This window comes from Erwinia sp. BNK-24-b, from assembly GCF_047456155.1.
Lineage (GTDB): Bacteria > Pseudomonadota > Gammaproteobacteria > Enterobacterales > Enterobacteriaceae > Erwinia > Erwinia phyllosphaerae.
In genome coordinates this window covers 3,148,038-3,167,005 of record NZ_CP179901.1, presented here as the reverse complement: position 1 = coordinate 3,167,005, position 18,968 = coordinate 3,148,038, and the positions used below count along the sequence as shown (strand labels likewise).

The following is an 18,968-nucleotide window of genomic DNA, read 5'->3' as shown; positions in this document are numbered from 1 at the left end:
TGTGGATAAAGAAGCCTGTGCCGGTCAAAGGTGACCGGCTGCACATTATATGGTCATAAGCGTCCGGAATAAACCTGCATTTGCGCCTGGCGTGCCAGCTTTACGCAGATTTATCTGGAAATAACGCGTAAAAAATGGCTTTGCGTTACGGCTGCCATAGCGGGTCGTCGCCGTTCAGCTTGCGGTTAAGGAAAAATGCCGCGCTAATCAGGGCCAGATGGCTGAGCGCCTGCGGCGTATTGCCCAGTGCATAGCCTTGATGATCAAACTCTTCCGCGTAAAGCCCCAGCGGATTGGCATAGCTTAGCAGCTTTTCAAACTCGAAATGGGCTTCATAAACTCTGCCAGCGCGCGCCAGGCATTCGACATACCAGAACGAGCAGGCGGTAAAAGATCCTTCCGTGCCTTCCAGCGCATCAGCCGGTGTTTCGGCGCGGTTATAGCGTTTTACCAGGCCATCGTTAACCAGCTGTTCTTTAATCGTGTCCAGCGTCTTCAGCCAGTCGGGATCGGTTGCGCCCACGAATCTGACCAGCGGCATCAGCAGCATAGAGGCATCAACAAAATCACCGTGTCGCGTGGCAACAAAATGGCCTTTTTCTTCGTTCCAGAAGTTGCTCCAGATATCTTCACGGATCTCATCACGGACGCGCAGCCAGCGTTCGTAAGGAAACGAGAGCGATCGTTTCTGGCCCAGCCTGATTGCACGATCTAACGCGACCCAACACATCAGGCGGGAGTGCAGGAAGTGTTGCGGTTCGCCGCGCATCTCCCAGATACCGGCATCGGGCTGATTCCAGTTTGCCCCCACGTAGTCAATCATTTTGCTGACGTGCGCCCAGCCGCGATGGGAAATCGCTTCGCCATATTTGTTGGCAAGATAAATCGCGTCCATCAGTTCGCCATAAATATCCAGCTGTTTCTGATTCCAGGCGTCGTTGCCAATACGCACCGGCGTGGAATTAGCATAGCCAGAGAGATTGAGCAGCTCGCTTTCGTGTAGCTCGGTGCCGCTGTCAAGACGGTACATCACCTGGAGCTTTTCCACGTCGTGATGGCTGTTTTCCACGCAGTGACCAACCCAGTGGGTAAAGTGCCTGGCTTCTTCCACATAGCCGAGCCGCATCAGCGCATACATGCTAAACGAGGCGTCACGCAGCCAGGAGGCGCGATAATCCCAGTTACGCTCGCCGCCCAGCTCTTCCGGCAGGCCAAAGGTAGCGGCGGCGGCGATGGAGCCGTGTTTCCACGAGGTCAGCAGCTTTAGGGTCAGCGCGGAACGCGTCACCATCTCCTGCCAGCGTCCGCGATAGCTGCTTTTGGCGCTCCAGTCACGCCAGAAATGCAGCGTTTCCTGGAAACAGACGGCGGTTTTTTCCTCATCGACTTTTTCGTCGTCCGCGCAGCCGAGGACAAACTCGCGGTGCTCACCGGCTTTTAAGGTGAAGGTTGCCGTTGCGGCATTCTCTGACGTGGCAAAATCGGCTTTTCCGCTCAGGCGCAGCGTCGGCTGGCTGTCCGCGCTAAACAGCACGCCGCCTTCATGCAGGCTCGCTATAGTTTCCGCTCTGGCATAATCGTGAACTGGCGCGCAGCGTAGCGTAAAGGTTGCTTCGCCATGAACCACTTTTACCCGGCGGATCAGGCGCGGCCGGGTGTCTTCCCGATTGCAAAGCGGCATATAGTCGGTGATTTCCACCACGCCGTTATGATCGAGCCAGCGAGTCTGCAAAATATTGGTGTCAGGCAAATAGAGCTGTAGCCGTCGCGCTTGCGGCCAGTCTGGCTCGATACTGAACAGGCCCGCTTCATCGCCATCCAGCAGCGCGGTAAAGACAGAGGGACTGTCAAGATTCGGCCAGCAGAAGTAGTCGATTGCCCCGTCGTTTGCCACCAGCGCGCAGGTGCGCAGGTCTCCGATAACGCCATGATCCTCAATCTTTCTTTTTATTTTGCTCATTCCTTCCTCTGGCTAATTGTGCAGGCTGTTTTTTAACTATAGACAGTGCCCGCCAGCGGCGGCGTCAGGAAGCGCAAGCAAGTGTAAACGCCGCTGAAATTCCCTCGCCTATACTTAATTTTTTATCGTGACCGAGGAGCCATCCATGAGTAAAGCAGAGCAGAAAGTTGCCGTTGTCACCGCCTCCGATTCCGGGATAGGCAAGGCCAGCGCAATTATGCTGGCGGAACAGGGATACGATATCGGCATAACCTGGCGTTCGGACGAAAAGGGCGCGCAGGACACGGCTAGCAAGGTGCGTGCGCTGGGTCGGAAAGCAGAAGTTCACCAGCTGGATCTCGCCGACCCGCAAGAAGGCGGCAAGGCGCTGGAGGCGCTGATTGGCAAGCTTGGCCGTATTGACGCGCTGGTTAACAACGCGGGCACCAATGATAAAGCGGCGTTTCTGGAGACTTCTTTTGACTCGTGGCGCAAGGTGTTCAGCGTAGACGTGGACGGCGCGTTTATCTGCGGTCAGATCGCCGCGCGGCACATGGTGGAGCAGGGCGACGGCGGACGTATCGTTAATATCACCTCCGTGCATGAGCATACGCCGCTGCCGGATTCGGTTGCCTATACGGCCGCGAAGCATGCACTGGGTGGATTGACCAAAGCGATGGCGCTAAGCCTGATGCCGCACAATATTCTGGTAAACTCGGTCGCGCCCGGTGCTATCGCCACGCCGATGAATGCGATGAGCGACGACGATGCCCATAAGGTTTCCATTCCGGAAATCCCGGCAGGCAGGCCAGGCGACCCGCGCGAAATTGCCAGCATGGTCGCCTGGCTCTGTTCTCAGTGGGCAAGCTACACCACCGGCCAGTCCTTTATTATCGATGGTGGCTTTACCCTGGCGAACCCGCAGTTTTATATCGGCAAATAAGGTTATAGAGCCATTGCCTGGCCTGCTCATTTGTCCCGTTCGGCTGGCGAAGCTACCAGCCGTCGTCTTCTCGCCTGCTGGCAGGATCACCAGCCTTCATCTTCCTGTCTGCTGGCAGGATTACCAGCCTTCATCTTCTTGCCTGCTGGCAGATTCATCAGCCTTTATCTTCCTGTCTGCTGGCAGGATTACCAGCCTTCATCTTCTTGCCTGCTGGCAGACTCATCAGCCTTCGTCTTCCTGCCTGCTGGTAGGATCACCAGCCTTTATCTTTATGCCTGCTGGCAGGATCACCAGCCGTGATTTTTTCCGGCCGGTAACACCCTGCCTTTATTTATCCGGCAGCTACAATCACTCATCTTCATCCGGCTGGTGAGCAGCACGGCGCTTAAACCAGATCCTGATGCCCCAGACCAGCGCGACGATCATCACCACCCAGAAAACCTGTTTCAGATGATGATCCAGCTTGTGCAGCCAGGGTGCGATAACCTGGCCGCCCACGTAGCCCAGCGAGACGAAAATCACTGCCCACAGCACCGCGCCAATTACGTTCAGCAGAAGAAATTTTTGCGGTTTTAAACCGCTGGAACCGATGATGATCGGGCCGATAATGCGCAGGCCGTACATAAACCGCACGCCGATAACAAACAACACGGGCCGTTTGCGGATCAGGTTATTAGCTTTTTTTATCTGTTTCTGATGTTTCTTAAAACGCTGCAGAATGGCGGTGCCATAGTGGCGGCCGATAAAAAACAGCGCGGTGTCGCCCAGGATACCGCCCGCCATTGCCACCAGCACCACCAGGCCATAGTGCAACAGCCCTTCATGTGCCGCTACGCCGCCCAGCAGCGTAAAGGTTTCCCCTTCGGCAATACACCCCAAAAATAGCGCCAGATAACCGTACTGCGTGATCAAATGATTGATATCCATTTACTGTTGCTCCTGCGGTCAGTGCGCTAAAAGCTTTTAGTCTAAACGCTGTCGGCTAAAGCGGGAAAAAAGTTGCCCAAAAGCGCGATTTTTTTCGTAATAAACAGAAGCGGTTAGCATAAAAAATCGGCGGTGAAAAAATAAACAGTTGAGGATGACTTATAATTCAGTCTGACCCGCCAGTTCGCAACCGACCTGTAATAAGGAGTGAAGATATGAACCATGTCTGGGGACTTCTTGCGCATCCTGACCGTGAAATGCGCGATATCCGGCAAGAAAACGAATCCGTTTCGCATCACTATACGCACCATGTTTTGCTGATGGCGCTGATTCCGGTTATTTGCGCCTTTATTGGAACGACGCAGCTCGGCTGGGATTTTGGCGCGCGCAGCACCATTCAGCTTACGCTGGTAAACGCTTTTGCTCTCGCCGTGCTGTTTTATGCGCTGATTTTGGGCGGCGTAGCGGTGATGGGCCGCGTGATTTACTGGATGGCGCGTGACTATCCACAGCGTCCCAGCCTGCAACGTTGTACCGTATTTGCGGGCTATGTTGCCACCCCGCTGTTTGTCAGCGGCCTGGTAGCGCTTTATCCGCTGGTCTGGCTGTGCGTGTTTGTCGGCGCGCTGGCGCTGGTTTACACCGGTTATCTACTTTATATCGGCATCCCTATGTTTCTGAATATCGACCGGGAAGAGAGCCTGCGCTTTTCCGGTTCCACGCTGGCCATCGGCGTGCTGGTATTCGAAGTATTGATGGCGCTGACCGTTATCCTGTGGGGTTACGGCTACCGTCTGTTCTGAACCCTGCGCCGTCGGGCCCCCGGCGGCGCTGTTGTTAACGCCCGGAAACGAATATCTCTTAGGAAAAAGATTAGCCTCCAGCGTATGATGCGCTTGCCAGCCCCCGCGTGGCGTGCTTTGTGCGGCGGCGGCGTATGGCTGTGCCATACCTGAATCACTATCGATTAAGTTTCCAACGATGCCTGCAAAAATTCGCTTGTCTCTTCTGACTTTAGCTTTGCTTTTTTCCGGACAGGTTCTTCCGGCCGTGGCCAGCCCGCATCCCGCTGAGGTCGCTTCGCTTTCGCAGCCGCAAATTGCCTCAGGCAGCGCGATGATTGTCGATCTGAATAGCAATAAGATCCTCTACGCCAGCCATCCCGATCTGGTGCGGCCAATGGCCTCAATCACCAAGCTGATGACGGTGATGGTCACGCTGGATGCGCATCTGCCCATGGACGAAATTCTGAAGGTAGATATCAGCCACACGCCAGAAATGCGCGGCGTTTTCTCCCGCGTGCGTCTGAACAGCGAAATCAGCCGCAGGAATATGATGTTGCTGGCGCTGATGTCCTCGGAAAACCGGGCCGCCGCCAGCCTGGCGCATCACTATCCCGGCGGTTATGACGCTTTTATTCGCGCTATGAACGCTAAAGCGCGCGAGCTGGGCATGACCCATACGCGTTACGTCGAACCAACCGGCCTGTCGATTCAAAACGTCTCGACCGCCCGCGATCTGACAAAGCTACTGATCGCTACCAAACGCTATCCGCTGATTGGGCAACTGAGTACCACGCATGAAGATATGGCTACCTTCACTAACCCGAACTACACGCTGCCGTTTCGCAACACCAATCACCTGGTTTACCGTCCCGACTGGAATATTCAGCTGACCAAAACCGGGTTTACTGATGAGGCCGGGCATTGTCTGGTAATGCGTACCGTGATTAAGCAACGTCCGGTTGCGCTGGTGGTGCTGGATGCTTTTGGTAAGTACACGCATTTTGCCGACGCTAACCGCCTGCGCAGCTGGCTTGAAACAGGAAAAGTGTCGCCGGTTCCCGCCGCCGCGCTGAGCTATAAAAAGCAAAAAGCGGCGGAAATGGTTAGCAATACGGGTAATGGCGAAGTTACCGAATAGTTAAGCATCCGCTGGTTTTCGGGCAGGCAAACGCCTAAAATAGCGCGCGCTTGCCTGTCCGAGCGTCTGATATCTGGAACTCTTCATGTCGACAATAATGACTTTTTTTCGCCTTTGCCTGTTTACGTTAATCGCTTTTTCACCCGCGCTGGTGTACGCCGCTGACGATGACGCCAGCCAGCAGCAGGCTGCCGGAACGCCAGCCAAACTCAACGCGGCGGTTGAACTGCCTAAAATGCAGAAGGTGCTGGATAAGATTAAACAGCAGGTTTCTGGCGAAACCAACGACAGCAAGCTGAACGCGCTGAACGATATGGCGCTGGAACTTTCCAGCGATGCCGACACGCTGATGCAGTCCATTACGCCGCAGCGCACGCAGCTGCAGGCGCAGCTTGATGTGCTTGGTCCGGCGCCAAAACCGGAAAGCGGCGTTAAAGAGACGTCAGAAGTCACCAGCAAGCGTAAAAATCTGCAAAACCAGAAAAGCAAAATCGACGATCAGCTTAGCCAGGCGGAAGCGGTTAAAACGGGCGCGACCAATCTTTCCGCGCAGATCGTTAACCTGCGTCGCGATGCGTTAAAAACGCAGCTGGCGCTGAACGCAGGCAGTATTTTTGGGCCGCGCTTCTGGTCGCCGCTGTTTAACGGTCAGAGCGATGACAACGAGAAGGTTAAAGATTTCCTTACCGAGCTGGCGGATACCGCCGTGCTGGCATGGCAGCCGGGCTGGCGCATCGGCACGGCTTTCTGGATTGTGCTGGCCGGACTGGTCGCGACCTTTGGCCGTCGCTATATGGAAGAATTTCTGGCGTGGGTAGGAATTAACCGGCTGCCGGAAGGGCGCTTGCGCCGCAGTTTCCTGGCGGCCGCTATTGCGATGACCACGCTTGCCGCTATCGTGCTGGCCTTTAATTTTCTTGACCTGGCCTTTACCCGTCAGCCTGACGTAACGGATGACGTACGCGACTTTGCCGACAAACTGGTAGGCCTGAGTATTTTCTGCGGTTTGATCGCGGGCCTTGGCCGCGCGTTTCTTTCTACTCGCCGTCCTTCCTGGCGCTTGCCGACCATTTCCAACGAAGTGGCGCTGGCGCTGAAACCTTTTCCGCCGCTGATGGCGGGCCTGGTGTTTGTTTTCCAGGCGCTGGAAAATCTCAACAGCAGCGCTAACACCAGCGTTGCGACGACGGTACTGGCTAACGGTATTACCGCGCTGCTGATTGGCGCAACGGCGCTCTCCATCAGTTTCCGCACCAATCGCGTGCGCCGCAAGCTGGTACTGGAAGGCGGACAGCCAGAAGCCAAATCCACGCTGGTTGGCCTGATTCAAATGGCCATTACCCTGATTGGCGTGGCAATTATGGTGACGCTGGTTATTGGCTATGTGACGCTGGCACGCTTTTTAAGCTATGAACTGATCTGGGCGGGCATCGTTTTCGGTTCGTTTTATATTCTCAGCCATCTGATTTCGGACGCCTGTGAATCGCTATTTTCCACCAGCAATCCTACCGGTAAAGGCATTCAGCGCTCGCTGAACATTGATGAACGTCACCTTTCTCAGGTCGCTACGCTGTTGGGCGCACTGGGTAAGACGGTCCTGGTGCTGATTGCCGCGATGGCCATGCTAAACGGCACCTTCAGCAGCGCCGCGCCAATCGAGCTGGTGCAGAAAGCCATTGAGTTCTGGGGCGGAAAGGGCCTGGAGTCGCTGAATATTGTTCCGGCGCACGTACTGAATGCGCTGCTGTGCCTGGTTGTCGGCATTTACGTGCTGCGTTCGGCCAGGCGCTGGCTGGATCAGGATTTTCTGCCGAAGACCACCATGGACACCGGCATGCGCGTTTCGCTGATTACGCTGTTCAGCAACGTGGGCTACGTGCTGGTTATCCTGCTGGCGCTGTCGATAATGGGATTACAGTGGAACAAGCTGGCGTGGATTGTCAGCGCGCTATCGGTTGGTATCGGTTTTGGCCTGCAGGAAATAGTTAAAAACTTTATCTCTGGTCTGATTTTGCTGACCGAACGGCCGGTTAAGGTTGGCGATCTGGTCAGCATCAGCGGAATTGAAGGGGATATTCGCCGTATTAACGTGCGCGCTACCGAGATCCAGCTGGGCGACAAATCTACCGTTATCGTGCCTAACTCGCAGTTCATCTCGCAAAACGTGCGTAACGCCACGATGGGCAATGCCCAGGGCGTAGCGACCATTACCCTGACTTTCCCGCTGGATATCGATCCGGTAAAAGTGCGCCAGCTCCTGCTGGACGTTTATATCGATAACGAGCGTATTCTGGAGACGCCGGAACCGTCGGTTTCATTTAAAGATCTGACGCCAGCCGGCATTGTGCTGGCCGTTACCGGCAACGTCGCCAGTCCGCGCCAGGTTTCCGGCGCCAAGAGCGATTTGCTGTTTGATATTCTGACCCGTTTGCGCAAAGAGGGCATCGTGCTTTCCACGCCGCAGACAATGATTGTCGAACAACGTAACGGTCAAAAAGTGGTGGTGCAGGAAGGGGACGCCTAGGCACCTTTTCGCTGCAGAAGCACTTTGGGAAGGCGGCTCTGGTGGATAACAGCAATAACCAGAACGCCGCCTTTTATAATAAATCCTTCATTAATCCATCAAATACCGTCTCTATATCGTGAATCTGGCCTGCTTTAGCCTGCGCAAGTGAATGCGCCAGCTTGCTGCGCAGAGTTTGTAGCTTCAGTTGTTCTATTTCTGCATAGTCGTCGGCAGAAATGACCACTACGGAAGGCTTACCATTCTTTGTGATGCTCACTGGTTCACGCTGTGCTTTGTTAATCACCTCGCCAAACTGGATTTTGGCTTCGCTGGCAGTAAAACTAACCATGGCGGCTTCCTTATGGGTTAAACCGGTACGAAAAGTACAATTCATACCGATTTTAACGCAGCTCTTACTCCTGCGTTAGTCTATTTAATAAGCAGGATTGCCAGCTTAACGCTTCAGCTTTTGACCGCAATCGCATGCCGCCCAGTTTTTTGCTTTGGTGGTTTTACCAATGCCGGGGTTAAAGCTATTGGTCGGATCGAGCTGCTGATAAAAGGCTTTAAGCTGCGGTTTTGCATGGTAAAGATGGCCGACATTGTGCTCGGCCGGATATTCTGCACCGCGTTCGCTAAGGATTTGCAGCATTTTCTCTTTAAGTGCATGCACATCCACACCTTTTTTCACAATGTAATCCTGATGAAAGACGTGGCAAAAGAAGTGGCCGTAGTAGAGCCGATGTACCAGCGCGTCGTCGAATTCGGGCGGCAGCTTCTCAAACCAGTCGCGATCGTTGCGGCGTAACGCGATATCCAGTGCCAGAATATCTTCCACTTGCTGATGATGTACCGCGTGATAGCGCACGGCGGCACCTGCTGCGGCAAAACGATGTAAAAAGGCTTTGCTGCCTTCTTCAGGCGTACACTCAAAGAACTCGCCCTCGGCCTGCTGGAAGTACGTGCGCAGATACTGACGCGCCTCTTCCACACCCGGCCCGGCCATTTTCAACATCAGATGATGCTCAAAGCGCTGGCGATAAACTTTTAGTCTGGCAGGAAGATGCGCAGGCAAAAGCCCGCTGATTTTTTGCAGCACGCGATCGGTAAAGTTGGGCTTAATAAAAGAGACCCGTCTTAACCAGGCGTCGACGCGGCCTTTCAGGGAGAAGAACAGCGGCATTTTGTCAGTGCCGAGTTTGTCGATCATCACAAAAGTATCTTTGCCGTAGGTTTCGGCAATATCAAAAATATCGCGATGCAGATATTCGCCCGCTACCGGTAGTTCGCTGAATTCGCTCAGAATATGGCGGCGTAGCTCGTCTAAAACCGCCGGCTGGTTAGTGCCAATATAAAACACCTGCTGCGCGCTTTCACTGGCAAAGGTATCCAGACGTACGGCAAACACGGCCAGCTTGCCCGCGCAGCCGGAAGCCTCAAATAATCGCCGCGCATCCGCGTTAAAGCGGGATGGCGTATCGGCTTCGACTTCACGCACGCGTTCCGCGTAGTCATGGTCTGAGGCGTGGCGCTGGTCGTAGCGCACATCCTCGGGCCGCCAGGTTTCATCATCAAGACGGCTGAGGATCTGTTCCGGCGTGCTGCCCAGCTCAATGCCAAGATGGTTAACCAGCGTCAGCTTGCCGCTGGCGTCCTTTTGCGCATAAAGCGCCATTTCGCTGTATGCCGGGCCGCGTTTAATCAGCGAACCACCGGAGTTATTGCAGATGCCGCCCAATACCGACGCGCCAATGCAGGAAGAGCCAATCACCGAATGCGGCTCCCGGCCCAGGGGCTTAAGGATTTTTTCCAGCTGGTAGAGCGTGCTGCCGGGCAGGGCCAGCACCTGTTTACCTTCATCCAGCAGCTGGATTTTATCCATCCGGCGGGTACTGATAATCACGATATCGCGATCGTAGTCGTTGCCGTCCGGCGTCGAGCCTTCGGTCAGGCCGGTGTTCGCCGCCTGCATCAACACAATCACGTCTGCCGCCACGCAGGCCTGTAAAATACGCCACTGCTCCAGCAAGGTGCCGGGAAACACCACGGCCAGCGCGTCGCCTTCGCCGGAGCGAAAACCTTTGCGGTAGCGTTCAGTTTTTTCAGGATCGGTAAGCAGATGGGCGCGCCCGACAATGCGGGCCAGTTCAGTAACCAGCTTGCGGCCGGTCGGTGAGGGTTTATTCATGTCCTTGTGTCCTTGTTAGTCGCACGTCATAACTTTAGCACCGCTGATTTATTACGGCTCTCACCAGCTTGAAAACTACCTGCTATCCTCAACTTATGGCACACTCGCCACTTCTGTCGTCACGTTCTGCCGCCGTCTATATAAAGAGAAACCAACCTGATGAAATGGATTTATTCTGTTAGCTTTGCCGCCGCGCTGGCGATGCAGCCAGCCTTTGCTGACGGTAATCACGTGCAGCACCCGTTAACGCCCGAGGCGCGTGACGCCTTTGTGACTAACCTCTTAAAAAAAATGACGCTGGATGAAAAAATCGGCCAGCTCAGGCTGATCAGCGTCGGTCCGGATAACCCGAAAGAAGCTATCCGCGAGATGATCAAGCGTGAGCAGGTTGGCGCGATTTTTAACACCGTGACCCGCCAGGATATCCGCGCGATGCAGGATCAGGTGATGCAGCTCAGCCGCCTGAAGATCCCTCTGTTTTTTGCCTATGACGTGGTGCATGGCCAGCGTACCGTTTTCCCGATTCCTTTAGCGCTGGCGGCCAGCTGGGATTTGGATGCCGTGGCGGAAGTCGGGCGAATTTCAGCTTATGAAGCGGCGGACGACGGCTTGAATATGACCTGGGCACCGATGGTTGACGTCACGCGCGAGCCGCGCTGGGGGCGGGTATCGGAAGGCTTCGGTGAAGATACCTATCTCACCTCGGAAATGGGTCGCACCATGGTTGAATCGATGCAGGGAAAAAGCCCGGCAGATCGCTATTCGGTGATGACCAGCGTGAAGCACTTTGCCGCCTATGGCGCAGTGGAAGGCGGACGCGATTACAACACGGTGGATATGAGCCCTCAGCGGCTGGCCCAGGACTACCTGCCGCCGTACAAAGCAGCGCTGGACGCGGGCAGCGGCGGCGTGATGGTGGCGCTCAATTCGATTAACGGCGTGCCGGCCACGTCGGATAGCTGGCTACTGAAAGATTTATTGCGCGACGACTGGAAGTTTAAAGGCATTACCATCAGCGATCACGGCGCGATTAAAGAGCTGATGAAGCACGGCGTTGCCAGCGATCCGCAGGATGCCGTACGGCTGGCGATCAAGTCAGGCGTTAACATGAGCATGAGCGACGAGTACTACAGCAAATATTTGCCGGACCTGGTGAAAAGCGGCGCAGTCAGCATGGCGGAAATCGACGATGCCACGCGCCACGTGCTGAACGTGAAATATGATATGGGGCTGTTTAACGATCCTTACAGCCATCTTGGCCCGGCAGAAAGCGACCCTAAAGATACCAATGCCGAAAGCCGTCTGCATCGGCCAGAAGCGCGCGACGTAGCGCGGAAAAGTATCGTGCTGTTAAAAAACCGCCTTGAGACGCTGCCGCTGAAAAAATCGGGCACCATCGCCCTGATTGGCCCGCTGGCCGACAGCAAGCGCGACATTATGGGGAGCTGGTCGGCGGCTGGCGTCGCAGCGCAGTCCGTTACCGTAATGGAAGGGCTGAAAAATGCCACGGCGGGTAAAGCAACCATTCTGTATGCCAAAGGTGCCAACGTCAGCGACAATAAAGGCATTCAGGACTTCCTGAACCTGTATGAAAACGCGGTGACGGTGGATGCACGCACGCCGCAGCAAATGCTGGATGAGGCCGTTGCCACCGCGAAAAAAGCGGATGTCGTGGTCGCCGTCGTCGGTGAAGCGCAGGGTATGGCGCACGAAGCCTCCAGCCGTAGCGACCTTACTATTCCACCTTCGCAGCAGGCGTTAGTCAGCGCGCTGAAGGCTACCGGTAAACCGCTGGTGCTGGTGCTGATGAACGGCCGTCCGCTGACTATCGTTAAAGAGAGCCGCGAGGCGGATGCGCTGTTAGAGACCTGGTTTAGCGGCACCGAAGGCGGCAACGCTATCGCCGACGTCCTGTTTGGCGATTACAACCCGTCCGGCAAGCTGCCGATGTCGTTCCCGCGCTCCGTGGGTCAGATTCCGATTTATTACAACCACCTGAACACGGGCCGCCCTTACAACTTTGCGCACCCTAACAAATACACTTCGCACTATTACGATGCGGAAAACGGCCCGCTCTATCCGTTTGGTTACGGCCTGAGCTACACCAGCTTTAACGTGTCGCCGGTAACGCTTTCGGCAAAAACGATGCCGCGCAACGGCAAAGTGAATGCTTCCGTCACGGTAACCAATACCGGCAAGCTGGATGGCGCGACGGTGGTGCAAATGTATCTGCGCGATCAGGTTGCCAGCATCAGCCGTCCGGTAGAAGAGCTAAAAGGCTTTAAGCGCATTATGCTGAAAGCGGGCGAATCGCAGACGGTCACTTTCCCGATTGATGTCGATGCGCTGCGCTTCTGGAATGCCAGAATGCAGCACGTGGCCGAGCCGGGCAAGTTCAGCGTGATGATCGGGCTGGATTCGGTACGGACCAACGAAGCGGAGTTTGATTATTTATAATCAGGCCGTGAAAAAGGAGAGAGGCGATTAATCGCCTCTTTTTTTATTTCGCGTCTTCAGCAAAGTTCAGCAGCGCGTCACCGTCCAGGCGGTAGCGCACCCATTCGCTTTGCGGCAGCGCGCCGATGCTTTTATAAAAGTCGATAGCGGGCTGATTCCAGTCCAGCACGCTCCACTCCAGGCGACCGCAGTTGCGCTGTACCGCCAGCTGGGCGATATGCTTGATCAGCGCTTTGCCAGCACCAAAGCCGCGTGCCTCAGGTGAAATATAGAGATCTTCCAGGTAGATACCGTTGCGTCCAAGCCAGGTTGAATAGCTGGTGAAGAACACCGCATAGCCGACGATCGCGTCATCCGCTTCGCAGATTAGCGCTTCCGTTTTGCTGTCGGCGGCAAACAGCGTGGTGCGGATTTCCTCCGCTGTGGTCACCACTTCTTCCGGCGCTTTTTCATAAACGGCCAGCTCATAAATCATATCGAAGATAGCTTGTGCGTCGGCCGGACGGGCCTGGCGGATGGTGATACTCATGACTTTTTCCTTCACCTGCGAATTAATCGGCTAAGCATAAAGGTTATTGACCGCAGAATTAAGCGCTATCCACTTTCGCCACCCCGGAGAATCAACGCTTCCTCACTGTAGCTAATCGGCTTAACCCATTCTATGATACGGACTTTTCGCACTGCCGCGAGAAAGTGCCATTCAATCAGGAAACGCGTGCGCATGACTCCTTTACAAGATCTGGATTTAAAACAGCTGGAAGCGTTTGCCGCGGTGATTGCCTCTGGCAGCGTGACGGCCGCCGCCAGAACGTTAAACCGTTCTCAGCCCGTCGTGTCGCGCCTGATCCAGGAACTGGAGCAGTCGCTGGGCTATCCGCTGTTTCTCCGCAACGGGCCGCGCATCCACCCCACGGAAGAAGCGCTTCAGCTTCACCAGTATGTGCAAAAAGCGTTGCTTTCATTGCAGCAAATTCGCCTGCGCGCGCAGGAGATAGGGCAGCAGCAGCATCGGCCCCTCAGCATTGCGGCCACCCCGGCACTGGCGGCTGGCCTGCTGCCGCTGGCGCTTTCTCTGCTGGGTTTGCAGAATAAAGTGCAAATTATTAGCGAATCTGCCGAGCAGACCGCGCATGCGGTGATCACCGCAGAAGCAGAAGTCGGCCTGTGCAGTCTGCCGCTGGAGCACCATGCGGTACAGCTGCACTGGATTGGCCAGTCGCGTTGCGTAGTCGCTCTGCCGCAAGACGACCCGCTGGCCGCAGAACAGCACGTCACGCTCGCCAGCCTGGCCGGACGACGTCTTATTGCGCCGTGGAATCCGCAGCGGCTGCGCGGGCGCTTTGCAAAAGCGCTGAAAAAGCTAAAAACACCGCCGCATGAAACCATCGAAACCAACTCTTCCGCCAATATTCTCGCCTGCGTTCGCGCCGGGCTGGGCGTGGCCATTCTGGAGCCGGTTACCGCCTGGGGCATGCCGCTGGAAGGCGTAGCTATTCGCGCGCTGGATGAAGATATCCCCTACTTTTTTGGCGTCATTACGCCGCAGGGCCGCCAGCTTTCAACCGCGGCACAGGCGCTGATTAACGCGCTGGAAACGGCCGCTACCGATTTGCTTCCCGCTTTCCAGCGTCTTGCGGCAAGCGAGCATCCACGCATCATGCGCTTGATCAATCAAGATTAATCCGTCCGTCACCGCTCTTATACCTTTTTGTGCATAAGTTATAAGAAATCCATAGGTCATTTTCCCGGCGTTTTGCTTGACGCTCTCCTCCCTGCACAGGATGATGCCACTCCTGAATTATTACTATGCGTATATCTGATAATGAATGCGCAATTATGTGATAAATGAATCATTAAGGGCGGGGCAGTGCGCCTTATCGCATTCGGCCTGCTCTGACGCTCCCGGTTCGGGAACAGACTAAGGAACGAGGTTTTTGTGACGCTCAGGCCTGAGGAATACCACTATGGCGCATGCTAATTCACCGGCGGGGCTGGCCGCTCTGGAAGCCCGGCTGCAGCAGGATCTTGAGTTCCTTGAGCTGCCTGCGAAATCCTGGGTACCGGAACGGACTTATCAGAACGAGAAAGTGCGTGATGTCGTGGTGCTTGGCGCAGGGATGTGCGGGCTGGCGGCAACGGCGAAACTGGTGCTGAGCGGGATTGATAACGTCCTTGCGCTGGACGCGGCTCCGGCCGGACGGGAAGGGCCGTGGGTTACTTTTGCGCGGATGGAAACGCTACGTTCGCCGAAAACGCTACAGGGTCCGGCGCTTGGCCTGCCGCAGCTCACTTTTCGCGCCTGGTATACCGCGCAGTGGGGCGATGAAGCCTGGCAGGCGCTGGATAAAATCCCTAAAGGCCAGTGGATGGATTATCTGGTCTGGTATCGCCATGTGCTAAACCTGCCGGTACAAAACGGGGTACGGATGACGGGGATTAGCCAGGCAGGCGATCTGATGGCGCTGGAGGTCGAAGGCTTTACCAGCCGCAGAATTTTTACCCGTCGGCTGGTGCTGGCGACCGGACGCTCGGGGCTGGGTGGCTTTGCCGTGCCTGATTTCCTGCAGGGCATCGATCGCGCTTACTGGGCGCACTCCGCTGACGATATCGACTTTAATGCGCTGCAGGGCAAACGCGTGGCGGTCATCGGCGCGGGGGCTTCTTCGATGGACAACGCCGCGACGGCACTGGAAGCGGGCGCGGGCGCGGTGGATATGCTGATTCGGCGTAAAGCCATGCCGCGCATCAACAAGATGACCGGCATCGGCAGCCAGGGCGTGGTTCACGGTATGCATCAGTTGCCGGACGCGTGGAAATGGAAATTTGTTGATTACACCGCCTCGACGCAGACGCCGCCGCCGCGCTCTTCCACGCTGCGTGTTTCCCGTCACGCCAATGCGCGGTTTTTTCTGGACTGCGGCATTAAGGCGGTAAAACAGGAAGCCAACGGGCTACTGATTGAAACCACGCAGGGCGAGAGGCGTTATGACTTTTTGATTGCCGCCACCGGGTTTGCCAACACCTTTAACGGACGACCAGAGTTTGCGGCTATCGCACCTTATATTCGCAGCTGGGCAGACGGTCGCTATCAGCCGGAAATGGGCGCGCCGCGTAGCGGCATGACGGATGCGCCGGATCTGGGGCCAGCGTTTGAATTCCGCGAGCGAACGGCGGGCAGCTGTCCGATGCTGGCGCATATTCACTGCTTCAACGACGCCGCGATGCTGACGCACGGTAAGGTGTCCGGTGATATTCCGGCCGTCAGCGCCGGAGCCGATCGTCTGGTGCGCGGCATTGCGGCTTCGCTGTTTGCCGAAGATGTTGACAGCCACTTTGCCAGCCTGGTCGCCTACGACAAGCCCGAACTGTTGGGCGATGAATGGACGGATTCCACCCCTTTGTTAAAACAGGAGAACGCGTGAACGACGCTATCGATAAGGCTGTCGGCCTGTCGCCGGAGGAGGCGCTTTACGCTACCCGCCGTTTTCGGCCCGAATTTGTACAGGGGGCAGAACAGTGCCGCCTTTCCGTACTGCAACCCGCTAACGATCAGGGGCTGAGCGCTGAGTTACGACTTGCGCTGGCCTGTCGTATGGCGACGTTAAACAAGGATGCGGTACTAACGGCAGACTACGATGCACAGCTGGCTGCCGTGAAACCGGCTCCGGACTTGCTGGCGCTGGCCGCGGGCGAAACGGCCCTGGCAGAGCCGCTGGCGACTATTGCTCGTCACGTCGATCTGGTCACGCTTACGCCGACCACAGCGCAGGCGGAAGATATCAGAAAGCTGGAGCAGGCCGGACTGAACAATCCGCAAATTGTCGCGCTTTCCGAGCTGATTGCTTTTGTTAATTTCCAGACGCGCGTGGCCATCGGCCTGCGCCTGATGAGGTCAGTATGATCCCTGTGGTTCGCCTGAAGCCACTTAGCTGGCATCCGTATATTACGCCGCTGGCGCTGGCAGACGCCACGCCGGAGCAGCTTGCGGCAATGGAAGTGACGCCGTCCGGCAAGAAGATTTCTGAATACGTCCGCACGCTGGCGCACGATCCAGAAAGCTATACGGCGCGCACCGTGCTGTTTAACGCCATCATGTATGTCGAAGGCGGCCTGAACCGCGCCGATCGGGAACTGGGCGCGCTGGGCGCTTCGCTGGTCAACGGCTGCAAATATTGCGCGGTGGTGCATGCTCGCCGTCACGCCCAGCTAACCCAGAGCGAGCAGGTCGTCAGCGCGCTTTACTTCAGCAAGCCGGAAGAGCTTGGCCCGCGCGATGCCGCCATTTATCGCTTCGCCTGCCGCCTGTCCGTAACGCCTTCGCAGGCAACGGCGGAAGATATTGCCGCGCTGCGTGAAAACGGCATGGATGAGAATGAGATCGTCGATCTGATTCACGCTATCTCGATCTTTGGCTGGGCAAACCGTTTGATGCACGTGCTTGGCCACGCTACTTACGCAAAAGGGTCTACAAATGCTTGAACTTAATGATATTAAGCTCTCATACGGCAACACGCCGATCCTGAAAGGCGTCAATCTTTCGGTGAAGCGCGGCGACGTCGTGTCCATCATCGGCCCCAGCGGCACCGGCAAGACCACGCTGCTGAGATGTATTAACTATCTGGCTAAGCCCACTTCCGGCACCATCGTGCTTGATGATATCCGGATGGATTACCAGGCCGTCAATAAGGCGGCGGTACAGGCGATTCGCCTTAAAACCGCAATGGTTTTCCAGCAGTTCAACGTTTTTCGCAATATGACGGTGCTGGAAAACGTAATGGATCCGCTGATGGTTGTGCAGCGTAAGTCGAAGGAAGAAGCGCGCGCTATTGCCGGGCAGGAGCTGGAGCGCGTCGGGCTGGGCGCGAAGCTGGATCGCTATCCGTCGCAGCTTTCCGGTGGGCAGCTACAGCGTACGGGGATCGCCCGCGCGCTGGCCGTGAAGCCGGACGTTATTCTGTTTGACGAGCCGACCTCTTCGCTCGACCCTGAACTGGTGGGCGAAGTATTAAAAGTGATCAAAGAGGTCACTTCCTCAGGTATTACCTCGCTGCTGGTTACCCATGAAATGCAGTTCGCCAGAAGCATTTCCAGCCGCATCGTCTTTATGGACCAGGGCGTGGTTGCCGCAGAAGGTACGCCGGAAGCGATTTTCGACAACCCTTCGCAGCCGCGCCTTGCCCGCTTCCTGAACGCTGAACACGTCTGATAATAAAAGGAAATACTATGCCTGCAATCACTACTCTGCGTCGTCTGGTCGTTACTGGCGGCGTTGCCATCGCGCTTATGGCTTCTGGCGCTAACGCCGCCGACAGCGTTCGCACCATCAAAGTTGCAACCTCGGCCGAATCAAAACCGCTCTCCTGGGGCGCTATCGGTGTTGAGCCGCAGGGCTACGAGCCGGACGTGCTGCGAGCGGTTAACGCTAAGCTGCCGCAGTATAAGTTTGTGCTGGAAGGCGCGGCGGATATTGCTCAGGAAACCGGCCTGGTCACGGGTAAATATGACATGGCGACCGGCGGTTACTACAAAGCGCCCGCGCGCAGCAAACAGTTCCTGATCCCGGACAGTCCGATTGGCGCCAGCCTGATGAAGATCTACAGCCGTAAAGACAGCAACATCAACGGGATGAAAGATCTGGTTGGCAAAAACATCGTGCCCGTGACGGCAGGCGGCGGCGTTTATAAATTTGTTACCCAGTGGCAGCAGGAGCACCCTGGCGACAAAATCGATATCAAAGCCTCCAGCGCCGGTATCCCTTATCCGGATCGCCTGAAAGAAGTACAGAGCGGCAAATATGACGCGCTGATCCTGCCGTCAAACCTGGGCGAGCAGACGGTTATCGATAACCAGAAGCTGAATATCCAGGCGAGCGAACCTGTGGTGACCAATAACACCTACGTGCTTATTCATAAATCTGACCAAAACAAAGCGCTGAACGATGACGTGAATAACGCCCTGAAAGCGCTGAAGGATGACGGCACGCTGGACAAGCTGGCGCAGAAATGGTTTGGCGAACCCGTCGTAAAATATATGAAGTAATTCTTCGCGGCGACCGCCAGAAAAGCGGCCGCCGCGAAAACAG

16 protein-coding genes are annotated in these 18,968 nt (G+C 55.9%); 11 read left to right on the top strand and 5 right to left on the bottom strand.

Translation table 11 applies throughout. The annotated features are described in order from the left end of the window. Positions 1-145: 145 nt before the first annotated feature. Positions 146-1,960, bottom strand: a complete 1,815-nt coding sequence (locus tag ACMGGR_RS14390; RefSeq protein WP_414147180.1) for a glycoside hydrolase family 15 protein — start codon at positions 1,958-1,960, stop codon at positions 146-148. A 145-nt stretch (positions 1,961-2,105) separates the two neighbouring features. On the opposite strand from ACMGGR_RS14390, the gene ACMGGR_RS14385 reads away from it, so the two are divergent. Continuing rightward, positions 2,106-2,882, top strand: a complete 777-nt coding sequence (locus ACMGGR_RS14385; RefSeq protein ID WP_246760435.1) for an SDR family oxidoreductase — start codon at positions 2,106-2,108, stop codon at positions 2,880-2,882. A 351-nt stretch (positions 2,883-3,233) separates the two neighbouring features. Here the strand turns inward: ACMGGR_RS14385 and ACMGGR_RS14380 are convergent, their stop codons facing one another. Further along, the gene (locus ACMGGR_RS14380) at positions 3,234-3,812 is read right to left on the bottom strand and encodes a DedA family protein (protein ID WP_414147179.1); all 579 of its coding nucleotides are present in this window, start codon (positions 3,810-3,812) and stop codon (positions 3,234-3,236) included. A 215-nt stretch (positions 3,813-4,027) separates the two neighbouring features. Here ACMGGR_RS14380 and ACMGGR_RS14375 point away from each other — a divergent pair, with 215 nt between their 5' ends. The 3 genes from ACMGGR_RS14375 to ACMGGR_RS14365 all read left to right on the top strand — a co-directional run bounded on the left by ACMGGR_RS14375 (position 4,028) and on the right by ACMGGR_RS14365 (position 8,259). Next, complete coding sequence (locus tag ACMGGR_RS14375; RefSeq protein WP_246760437.1) at positions 4,028-4,615, top strand: Yip1 family protein; 588 nt, start codon at positions 4,028-4,030, stop codon at positions 4,613-4,615. A 178-nt stretch (positions 4,616-4,793) separates the two neighbouring features. Further along, positions 4,794-5,735: a D-alanyl-D-alanine endopeptidase gene (pbpG, locus tag ACMGGR_RS14370; protein WP_246760438.1), complete on the top strand. Its 942-nt coding sequence runs from the start codon at positions 4,794-4,796 to the stop codon at positions 5,733-5,735. A gap of 85 nt (positions 5,736-5,820) precedes the next feature. Continuing rightward, entirely contained in the window at positions 5,821-8,259 is a 2,439-nt protein-coding gene (locus ACMGGR_RS14365) for a DUF3772 domain-containing protein (protein ID WP_246760439.1), read from the top strand. A gap of 73 nt (positions 8,260-8,332) precedes the next feature. Here the strand turns inward: ACMGGR_RS14365 and ACMGGR_RS14360 are convergent, their stop codons facing one another. Both ACMGGR_RS14360 and dld read right to left on the bottom strand, forming a co-directional pair. Beyond that, positions 8,333-8,590: a type II toxin-antitoxin system Phd/YefM family antitoxin gene (locus ACMGGR_RS14360; RefSeq protein WP_414147178.1), complete on the bottom strand. Its 258-nt coding sequence runs from the start codon at positions 8,588-8,590 to the stop codon at positions 8,333-8,335. 105 nt (positions 8,591-8,695) lie between these two features. Next, the gene (gene dld / locus ACMGGR_RS14355) at positions 8,696-10,429 is read right to left on the bottom strand and encodes a D-lactate dehydrogenase (protein WP_414147177.1); all 1,734 of its coding nucleotides are present in this window, start codon (positions 10,427-10,429) and stop codon (positions 8,696-8,698) included. 159 nt (positions 10,430-10,588) lie between these two features. On the opposite strand from dld, the gene bglX reads away from it, so the two are divergent. Then, positions 10,589-12,886 (top strand): beta-glucosidase BglX, encoded by a 2,298-nt coding sequence (bglX, locus tag ACMGGR_RS14350; protein WP_414147176.1) that lies wholly within the window; start codon positions 10,589-10,591, stop codon positions 12,884-12,886. Positions 12,887-12,929: 43 nt separating this feature from the next. Here bglX and ACMGGR_RS14345 read toward each other — a convergent pair whose 3' ends face one another. Then, positions 12,930-13,415, bottom strand: coding sequence for an N-acetyltransferase family protein (locus ACMGGR_RS14345; RefSeq protein ID WP_414147175.1), 486 nt, complete (start codon positions 13,413-13,415; stop codon positions 12,930-12,932). A gap of 192 nt (positions 13,416-13,607) precedes the next feature. Here ACMGGR_RS14345 and ACMGGR_RS14340 point away from each other — a divergent pair, with 192 nt between their 5' ends. From ACMGGR_RS14340 to ACMGGR_RS14315, 6 genes are all read left to right on the top strand, one after another. Next, positions 13,608-14,567 carry a LysR family transcriptional regulator gene (locus ACMGGR_RS14340; protein ID WP_246760445.1) on the top strand — a complete coding sequence of 320 codons (960 nt, stop codon included), beginning with the start codon at positions 13,608-13,610 and terminating at the stop codon, positions 14,565-14,567. Between the two features lie 283 nt (positions 14,568-14,850). Further along, positions 14,851-16,308: an NAD(P)-binding domain-containing protein gene (locus ACMGGR_RS14335; protein WP_414147174.1), complete on the top strand. Its 1,458-nt coding sequence runs from the start codon at positions 14,851-14,853 to the stop codon at positions 16,306-16,308. After that, positions 16,305-16,787: a CMD domain-containing protein gene (locus ACMGGR_RS14330; RefSeq protein ID WP_414147173.1), complete on the top strand. Its 483-nt coding sequence runs from the start codon at positions 16,305-16,307 to the stop codon at positions 16,785-16,787. Before ACMGGR_RS14335 ends, ACMGGR_RS14330 begins: the two co-directional genes overlap by 4 nt. Further along, positions 16,784-17,365: a peroxidase-related enzyme gene (locus ACMGGR_RS14325; protein ID WP_246760448.1), complete on the top strand. Its 582-nt coding sequence runs from the start codon at positions 16,784-16,786 to the stop codon at positions 17,363-17,365. Before ACMGGR_RS14330 ends, ACMGGR_RS14325 begins: the two co-directional genes overlap by 4 nt. Next, positions 17,358-18,092 (top strand): amino acid ABC transporter ATP-binding protein, encoded by a 735-nt coding sequence (locus ACMGGR_RS14320; RefSeq protein ID WP_246760449.1) that lies wholly within the window; start codon positions 17,358-17,360, stop codon positions 18,090-18,092. The genes ACMGGR_RS14325 and ACMGGR_RS14320 overlap by 8 nt, the downstream gene beginning before the upstream one ends. Positions 18,093-18,109: 17 nt before the next feature. Then, positions 18,110-18,925, top strand: a complete 816-nt coding sequence (locus ACMGGR_RS14315) for a transporter substrate-binding domain-containing protein (RefSeq protein ID WP_414147172.1) — start codon at positions 18,110-18,112, stop codon at positions 18,923-18,925. Positions 18,926-18,968: the final 43 nt, after the last annotated feature.

Excerpts from the sequence above, each read along its gene's own strand:
- ACMGGR_RS14375 (WP_246760437.1), top strand. The coding sequence starts at position 4,028 with ATGAACCATGTCTGGGGACTTCTTGCGCATCCTGACCGTGAAATGCGC.
- dld (WP_414147177.1), bottom strand. The coding sequence starts at position 10,429 with ATGAATAAACCCTCACCGACCGGCCGCAAGCTGGTTACTGAACTGGCC.
- ACMGGR_RS14315 (WP_414147172.1), top strand. The coding sequence starts at position 18,110 with ATGCCTGCAATCACTACTCTGCGTCGTCTGGTCGTTACTGGCGGCGTT.
- ACMGGR_RS14335 (WP_414147174.1), top strand. The coding sequence starts at position 14,851 with ATGGCGCATGCTAATTCACCGGCGGGGCTGGCCGCTCTGGAAGCCCGG.
- ACMGGR_RS14365 (WP_246760439.1), top strand. The coding sequence starts at position 5,821 with ATGTCGACAATAATGACTTTTTTTCGCCTTTGCCTGTTTACGTTAATC.
- ACMGGR_RS14320 (WP_246760449.1), top strand. The coding sequence starts at position 17,358 with ATGCTTGAACTTAATGATATTAAGCTCTCATACGGCAACACGCCGATC.
- ACMGGR_RS14345 (WP_414147175.1), bottom strand. The coding sequence starts at position 13,415 with ATGAGTATCACCATCCGCCAGGCCCGTCCGGCCGACGCACAAGCTATC.
- ACMGGR_RS14360 (WP_414147178.1), bottom strand. The coding sequence starts at position 8,590 with ATGGTTAGTTTTACTGCCAGCGAAGCCAAAATCCAGTTTGGCGAGGTG.
- ACMGGR_RS14340 (WP_246760445.1), top strand. The coding sequence starts at position 13,608 with ATGACTCCTTTACAAGATCTGGATTTAAAACAGCTGGAAGCGTTTGCC.
- ACMGGR_RS14325 (WP_246760448.1), top strand. The coding sequence starts at position 16,784 with ATGATCCCTGTGGTTCGCCTGAAGCCACTTAGCTGGCATCCGTATATT.
- pbpG (WP_246760438.1), top strand. The coding sequence starts at position 4,794 with ATGCCTGCAAAAATTCGCTTGTCTCTTCTGACTTTAGCTTTGCTTTTT.
- ACMGGR_RS14385 (WP_246760435.1), top strand. The coding sequence starts at position 2,106 with ATGAGTAAAGCAGAGCAGAAAGTTGCCGTTGTCACCGCCTCCGATTCC.
- bglX (WP_414147176.1), top strand. The coding sequence starts at position 10,589 with ATGAAATGGATTTATTCTGTTAGCTTTGCCGCCGCGCTGGCGATGCAG.
- ACMGGR_RS14380 (WP_414147179.1), bottom strand. The coding sequence starts at position 3,812 with ATGGATATCAATCATTTGATCACGCAGTACGGTTATCTGGCGCTATTT.
- ACMGGR_RS14390 (WP_414147180.1), bottom strand. The coding sequence starts at position 1,960 with ATGAGCAAAATAAAAAGAAAGATTGAGGATCATGGCGTTATCGGAGAC.